Source organism: Achromobacter semiaridum (genome assembly GCF_053543755.1).
Window position 1 is genome coordinate 90,287 of sequence record NZ_JBLVOL010000059.1, and the last position, 6,560, is coordinate 96,846.

At 61.5% G+C, this 6,560-nt stretch carries 6 protein-coding genes; all 6 read left to right on the top strand.

The window, feature by feature from the left end:
- Positions 1-108: 108 nt before the first annotated feature.
- Positions 109-345, top strand: a complete 237-nt coding sequence (gene hfq, locus ACNPP0_RS17040; protein WP_006218585.1) for an RNA chaperone Hfq — start codon at positions 109-111, stop codon at positions 343-345.
- Between the two features lie 84 nt (positions 346-429).
- Entirely contained in the window at positions 430-1,536 is a 1,107-nt protein-coding gene (hflX, locus tag ACNPP0_RS17045) for a GTPase HflX (RefSeq protein WP_332613371.1), read from the top strand.
- Positions 1,502-2,806 (top strand): FtsH protease activity modulator HflK, encoded by a 1,305-nt coding sequence (hflK, locus tag ACNPP0_RS17050; protein WP_332613370.1) that lies wholly within the window; start codon positions 1,502-1,504, stop codon positions 2,804-2,806. Before hflX ends, hflK begins: the two co-directional genes overlap by 35 nt.
- 18 nt (positions 2,807-2,824) lie before the next feature.
- The gene (gene hflC / locus ACNPP0_RS17055; protein WP_046803676.1) at positions 2,825-3,727 is read left to right on the top strand and encodes a protease modulator HflC; all 903 of its coding nucleotides are present in this window, start codon (positions 2,825-2,827) and stop codon (positions 3,725-3,727) included.
- Between the two features lie 275 nt (positions 3,728-4,002).
- Entirely contained in the window at positions 4,003-5,160 is a 1,158-nt protein-coding gene (locus ACNPP0_RS17060) for an ATP phosphoribosyltransferase regulatory subunit (RefSeq protein WP_332613369.1), read from the top strand.
- Between the two features lie 76 nt (positions 5,161-5,236).
- Positions 5,237-6,532, top strand: coding sequence for an adenylosuccinate synthase (locus ACNPP0_RS17065; RefSeq protein WP_050446295.1), 1,296 nt, complete (start codon positions 5,237-5,239; stop codon positions 6,530-6,532).
- Positions 6,533-6,560 lie beyond the last annotated feature (28 nt).

Consider the following 6,560-nt stretch of genomic DNA (forward strand, 5'->3'; position numbering starts at 1 on the left):
GCCAAGTAGCACGGGCCGGGAAAACCCTGTAGAGTACATGTTTCGGTGTGCTCCACCAGCACAAGAAAGCACATCATCACTCAATAACAAACAAATGGAGCCTGGCCAATGAGCAATAAAGGGCAAACTCTGCAAGATCCGTTTCTGAACACGCTGCGCAAGGATCATGTGCCCGTGTCGATCTACTTGGTAAACGGCATCAAGCTTCAAGGGCAAATCGAATCTTTTGATCAGTACGTGGTGCTGCTGCGCAATACGGTTACGCAAATGGTTTACAAGCATGCCATTTCCACCGTCGTCCCCGCGCGCGCCGTGAATTTTCAGGTGGAAGTCCCTGCTGAATAATCTCGCTCCAGCTTTACCTTTTTTTGCCCGCCTGACGGTTGACGTCGGCGGGCATTTTCGCTTTGGCTCCAATATGGTGCATGTATGCGCGCTCTGATTATCAGCGTGGATCTGGGTGACCCGGACCACGCTGCCCACGCCGAGGAATTCACCATGCTGGCCAAGGGCGCGGGTGCGGAAGTCGTCGGTACGCTGACTGCTCGGCGCGATCGCCCCGACGCCAAGTTCTTCATCGGTTCGGGCAAAGCGGACGAAGCCGTGGGGATGGCGCAAGCCCTGCTGGCCGATATCGTCCTTTTCGACCAGCCGTTGTCACCGGCTCAGCAACGCAACCTTGAGCGGGCTTTCAACCTGCGCGTGGTGGATCGCGTTGCGCTCATTCTGGATATCTTCGCGCTGCGCGCAAAAAGCCACGAAGGCAAATTGCAGGTCGAACTGGCGCAGTTGCAGCATCTGGCCACGCGCCTGACGCGCATGTGGAGCCACCTGGAACGTCAACGCGGCGGTATCGGGATGCGCGGTCCGGGCGAGTCGCAGCTGGAAATGGATCGCCGAATGATCGGCGCCAAGGTCAAGACGCTGCGCGAGCGGTTGGACCGCGTCGAGCGCCAGCGGGTGACGCAGCGGCGCGCCCGCGCCAGGGGCGGTGCGCTGTCGGTGTCGCTGGTGGGTTACACCAACGCGGGCAAGTCCACGCTGTTCAATGCGCTGACGCGTGCTGACAGCTACGCCGCCGATCAGCTGTTCGCCACGCTGGACACGACCACGCGTCGTATCTGGATCGACGGCGCCGGGTCGGTAGTGGTGTCGGACACCGTCGGATTCATCCGCGACCTGCCGCACGGCCTGATCGCCGCGTTCCGCGCAACACTCGAAGAGACCGTCCACGCCGATCTGCTGCTGCATGTGGTCGACGCGGCCAGCCCGCAGCGTGACGAGCAGATATTTGAAGTCAACAAGGTTCTTGCCGAAATCGGAGCCTCCGCGATTCCGACCATTCTGGTATACAACAAGATTGACCGGGCGGGTTTGGAACCCCGGGTGGAGCGCGATGCACATGGTACGATTGCGCGAGTATTTGTAAGCGCCACCGAGCGCGCCGGTCTGGATGCGTTGCGCGGGGCAATTGCGGAGACCGGACAGATTGTGGGAAACAATGCCGCGAATTATCAAACTCTTCAATCTGAATGACCCCGGTTGGGGTCGTGGGAACAACAATGGCTCCGAGCCGCCGCCGAAGCGGCCTCAAGGCAATGGAGACGGCCCACCTGACCTGGACGAAGTCTGGCGCGATTTCAATAATCGCATCGGCTCCTTGTTTGGTCGCAAGGGCGGTGGCGGTGGTAACAACCGCCCCGGTAACCGAGGCGGCATGACGCCGCCGTCGCCGCGCGGTACGCGCATCGGCCTGGGCGTCATCGCCCTGGTCGCGGCGGGTATCTGGCTGGCCAGTGGCTTCTACATCGTGCAAGAAGGCCAGGTCGCGGTTGTGACCCAGTTCGGCAAGTACAAGAGCACGTCGCAAGCCGGCTTCCAGTGGCGCTTGCCGTATCCCATTCAAAGCCAGGAAATCGTCAACGTGTCGCAGCTGCGCACGTTTGAAGTCGGTTTCCGCGGCGGTTCGCGCAACAAGGTCCTGCCTGAAGCGCTGATGCTCACGACGGACGAGAACATCGTCGATATGCAGTTCGTCGTGCAATACCGTCTGCGTGCCGACGGCGGCCCTGATTACCTGTTCAAGACGCGCGACCCGGACGAATCCGTCCGCCAGGCTTCTGAAACGGCCATGCGCGAAGTCGTGGGCAAGCAGTCGATGGACTTCGTCCTGTACGAAGGGCGTACCGCAGTTGCCACGCAAGTGCAGGCCTTGATGCAGCAGATCCTGGATCGCTATCAAAGCGGGGTGCAGGTCAGCACTGTTGCCATCCAGAACGTGCAGCCGCCCGAGCAGGTGCAAGCCGCCTTTGACGACGCCGTCAAGGCCGGTCAAGACCGCGAACGCCAGATCAACGAAGGCCAAGCCTACGCCAACCAGGTCGTGCCATTGGCCAGCGGCCAGGCATCGCGCATGACCGAACAAGCTGAAGGCTACAAGGCCAAGGTGGTGGGCGATGCGCAGGGTAATACCTCGCGCTTCACCAGCATCCTGGGCGAATACGAAAAGGCGCCGCAAGTGATGCGCCAGCGTATGTACCTGGAAAGCATGCAAGACATCTTCACGCGCGCCAGCAAGGTCATGGTCGACACCAAGAGCAACAACAACATGTTGTATTTGCCCTTGGACAAAATCATGCATCTGGCTGCCCAGGACGCCAGCAAGTCCAGCGTCGGCAACCCGGGTTCGCCTGCGTTGATCAGCCCGCCAGTCCAACCGCCGTTGCGTAGCAACGCGGCGCCGGCGCCCCAGTCTTCCGGCAGCAGCAATAGCAACACGCTGCCCCGCGACCGCACGTCGCGCTAACCCGGAGGATTTCTGATCATGCAACGTTTTATGCCCATCCTGGTCGGCCTGCTTATCGTGCTGGCTGCCCTGTCGTCATGCGTCTTCGTCGTGCGCGAGCGCGACTACGCCCTGGTGTTCTCACTGGGCGAAGTGCGCAAGACCATTAATGAACCCGGCCTGTACTTCAAGGCGCCGCCACCGTTCCAGAACGTCGTGACGCTGGACAAGCGCATCCTGACCATCGAAACCAACGAAGCCGAACGCATCCAGACTTCTGAAAAGAAGAACCTGCTGATCGATTCCTACGTGAAATGGCGTATTGCGGACCCCCGCCAATACTACGTTTCGACGGGCGGCAACGAGCGCGTCGCACAAGAGCGGCTGCAAGCGCTGATCCGTGACGCCTTGAACGCTTCGGTCAACGTGCGTACCGTGCGTGACGTGGTGTCGACCGAACGCGACAAGATCATGGCCGAGATCCTGACCAACGTGGCAAAGCGCGCCGAGCCTCTGGGGGTGCAAATTGTCGACGTGCGTCTGCGCCGTATCGAGTTCGCGCCTGAGATTTCGGAATCGGTGTACCGCCGCATGGAAGCGGAGCGTACGCGCGTCGCCAACGAGCTGCGTTCCATTGGTGCCGCCGAGGGCGAGAAGATCCGCGCCGAAGCAGATCGCCAGCGCGAAGTGATTGTGGCTCAGGCTTACGCCACGGCGCAGGGCATCATGGGCGAAGGCGACGCCGCCGCCGCTTCGATCTATGCCCAGGCCTACGGCAAGAACCCGCAGTTCTACACGTACTACAAGAGCCTGGAGGCGTACCGCGCTTCGTTCTCGAAGCCGGGCGACGTGCTGGTGGTCGACCCCAGCTCCAGCTTCTTCCAGTTCATGAAGGACCCGGCGGGCGAAGCATTGGCGCCGGTTACCGTGCCCGCCAAGTAAGTCACCACGCACCTTGCGCACTGAAAACCCCTTGGAATTCCAAGGGGTTTTTTATTGCTGCAAGGGCGTTGTAGGTTGGGCGGTGCCGCCTGTTCGTCGATAGGGGGACGGCTTGCGGCCCTGATAATCCCGGCTAGCGCTGTCGGCCGACTCATGTACAATACCGCGTAAGCTAGAAAACATTCCGCAGCGGCTGAGCGGGCTTACGCCCCCTCAGCCGCTTTTTCGTTTGGGCGACGCCCACGCATCACTTGGCGTTATTCAGGTAAACATTCATGGGTAACTGGTTGCTGCCCGAGAGCCTTGCCGACGTACTTCCGGCAGAGGCCCGGCGCATCGAGGAATTGCGCCGCGAACTTCTCGATTTGTACCGTACATACGGCTTCGAGCTGGTCGCGCCGCCCCTGGTCGAATACATCGATTCATTGCTGTCCGGCACCGGTAGCGATCTGGATCTGCGAACCTGCAAGCTGGTTGACCAGCTGACCGGTCGCACTCTGGGTGTACGGGCCGACATGACTCCTCAGGTCACGCGCATTGATGCGCACTTGTTGAACCGTGCCGGCGTGACGCGCCTGTGCTATTGCGGCAACGTGTTGCACGCTCGCCCGGCGGACCTACTGTCCAGCCGCGAGCTGCTGCAGATCGGCGCCGAGATTTATGGCCATGCCGGGTTTGAGGCCGATCTGGAAATCATCCAGCTTGTGTTGGAAACCGTGGCAATCGCAGGCGTGCGCAACCCCCGTCTGGACTTGTGCCATCCGGGTGTGGTGCGCGCCATTGTCGAATCCGACCCTGCCGCCGTCGCCTTGGCCGAAGACGTCATCCGTCTGTTGCGCGAGAAAGACGTGCCGGGGCTGGGTGAGCTGGCTGAAAGGGCGCCCGGCATGCGCGAAGAGACGCTGACTGCGTTGAAGTTGCTGCCAAATTTGTATGGTGGGCCCGAAGTGCTGAAAGTCGCACGTCGTGACCTGCCTTTGTTGCCTGGCGTGGCAGCGGCGCTGGATGCGCTGCAGGCCTTGGTGGATGCCATGCCCAACGTGGCATTCGGCGTGGACCTGGCTGATGTGGGCGGCTACGGCTACCACTCCGGCGTCAAGTTTGCGTTGTATGCCGAAGGGTGGCACGACGCGCTGGTCAGCGGTGGACGCTATGACGACGTCAGCCGTGCATTTGGCCGCGCTCGTCCGGCCACGGGCTTCAGTTTGGATTTACGCAAACTGGCGGCGGGTTTGCCGCCAGCAGAGCGGGCGCGAGCGGTTCGCGCGCCCTGGGGGCAGGCCCCCGCCTTGACCGAGGCGGTTCGCCGTCTGCGCCGGTCAGGGGAAATTGTCGTTCAGGTATTGCCCGGTCACGAGCAGGATCAGGACGAATTCGTTTGCGATCGCGAGCTGGCGCTGCAAGATGGCGCCTGGACGGTCAGAACGCTGTGACTAACTCCCTCTTGGAAACGAGAGGGCCGCGGGGAGATTTCCGGATTTCCCGAGAAACTCGATATTGATTCGTAACATGAGCAAGAACGTAGTCGTAATCGGCACCCAATGGGGTGACGAGGGCAAAGGCAAGATCGTCGATTGGCTGGCGGAATCCGTCCAAGGCGTGGTCCGCTTCCAAGGCGGTCACAACGCCGGCCATACGCTGTGGATCAACGGCAAGAAGACGATTCTTCGCCTGATCCCGTCGGGCATCATGCATCCCGGTGTCACCTGCTTTATCGGCAATGGCGTCGTGCTGTCCCCGGAAGCCCTGCTCAAGGAAATCGAAGAGCTGGAAGCCGCCGGTCTGGACGTGCGCTCGCGCCTGCAGATTTCCGAAATCTGCCCGCTGATCCTTCCTTATCACGTGGCCATCGACAAGGCGCGCGAAGCGCGCAAGGGCGAAGGCAAGATCGGCACGACCGGTCGTGGCATCGGTCCGGCGTACGAGGACAAGGTTGCCCGCCGCGCGCTGCGCGTGCAGGACCTGTTCAACCCGTCGCTGTTTGACGAGAAGCTGGCCGAAGTCCTGGATTACCACAACTTCGTGTTGACCAAGTATCTGGGCGCCGAAGCGGTTTCCGCCAACGAAGTGCGCGATCAGGCCATGGCGCTGGCTCCGGCCATCGCTCCCATGGTCAAGGACGTTTCCAGCAACCTGTATGCCATGCAGCAGGAAGGCAAGCGCATCCTGTTCGAAGGCGCGCAGGGCGCATTGCTGGATGTCGACCACGGCACGTATCCCTTCGTCACCAGCAGCAATTGCGTGGCTGGTGCCGCTTCGGCCGGTGCTGGCGTGGGTCCGCAGCAGCTGGATTACGTGTTGGGCATCACCAAGGCGTACACCACCCGCGTGGGTTCGGGTCCGTTCCCCACGGAGCTGGTCGACGAAATCGGCACGCGTCTGGCCACCATCGGCAAGGAATTCGGTTCGGTCACCGGCCGTCCTCGCCGTTGCGGCTGGTTCGACGGCGCCGCGCTGAAGCGTTCGGTTCGCCTGAATGGCATTTCCGGCCTGTGCATCACCAAGCTGGACGTGCTGGATGGCCTGGAAACGATCCAATTGGGCGTCGGCTACCGCGTCAACGGTGAATTCCGCGACGTGCTGCCTTACGGCGCTCACGCCGTTGCGCAAGCGCAACCGGTGCTGGAAGAGTTGCCGGGCTGGTCCGAGTCCACCGTCGGCATCACCGAGTACGACAAGCTGCCCGCCGCTGCTCGTCGCTACCTGGAACGCGTGGCCGAAGTTTGCGGCGTGCCGATCGACTTGGTGTCGACTGGCCCTGACCGCAATGAAACCATTGTCCTGCGTCATCCCCTGAAGGGCTGATCGGGTTATTATTCCAAAGGCCGCCCCC

What these genes read in the sequence shown, in the direction of transcription:
- hflX (WP_332613371.1), top strand. Translation starts at nt 430, where the DNA reads ATGCGCGCTCTGATTATCAGCGTGGATCTGGGTGACCCGGACCACGCT.
- hfq (WP_006218585.1), top strand. Translation starts at nt 109, where the DNA reads ATGAGCAATAAAGGGCAAACTCTGCAAGATCCGTTTCTGAACACGCTG.
- ACNPP0_RS17060 (WP_332613369.1), top strand. Translation starts at nt 4,003, where the DNA reads ATGGGTAACTGGTTGCTGCCCGAGAGCCTTGCCGACGTACTTCCGGCA.
- hflC (WP_046803676.1), top strand. Translation starts at nt 2,825, where the DNA reads ATGCAACGTTTTATGCCCATCCTGGTCGGCCTGCTTATCGTGCTGGCT.
- hflK (WP_332613370.1), top strand. Translation starts at nt 1,502, where the DNA reads ATGCCGCGAATTATCAAACTCTTCAATCTGAATGACCCCGGTTGGGGT.
- ACNPP0_RS17065 (WP_050446295.1), top strand. Translation starts at nt 5,237, where the DNA reads ATGAGCAAGAACGTAGTCGTAATCGGCACCCAATGGGGTGACGAGGGC.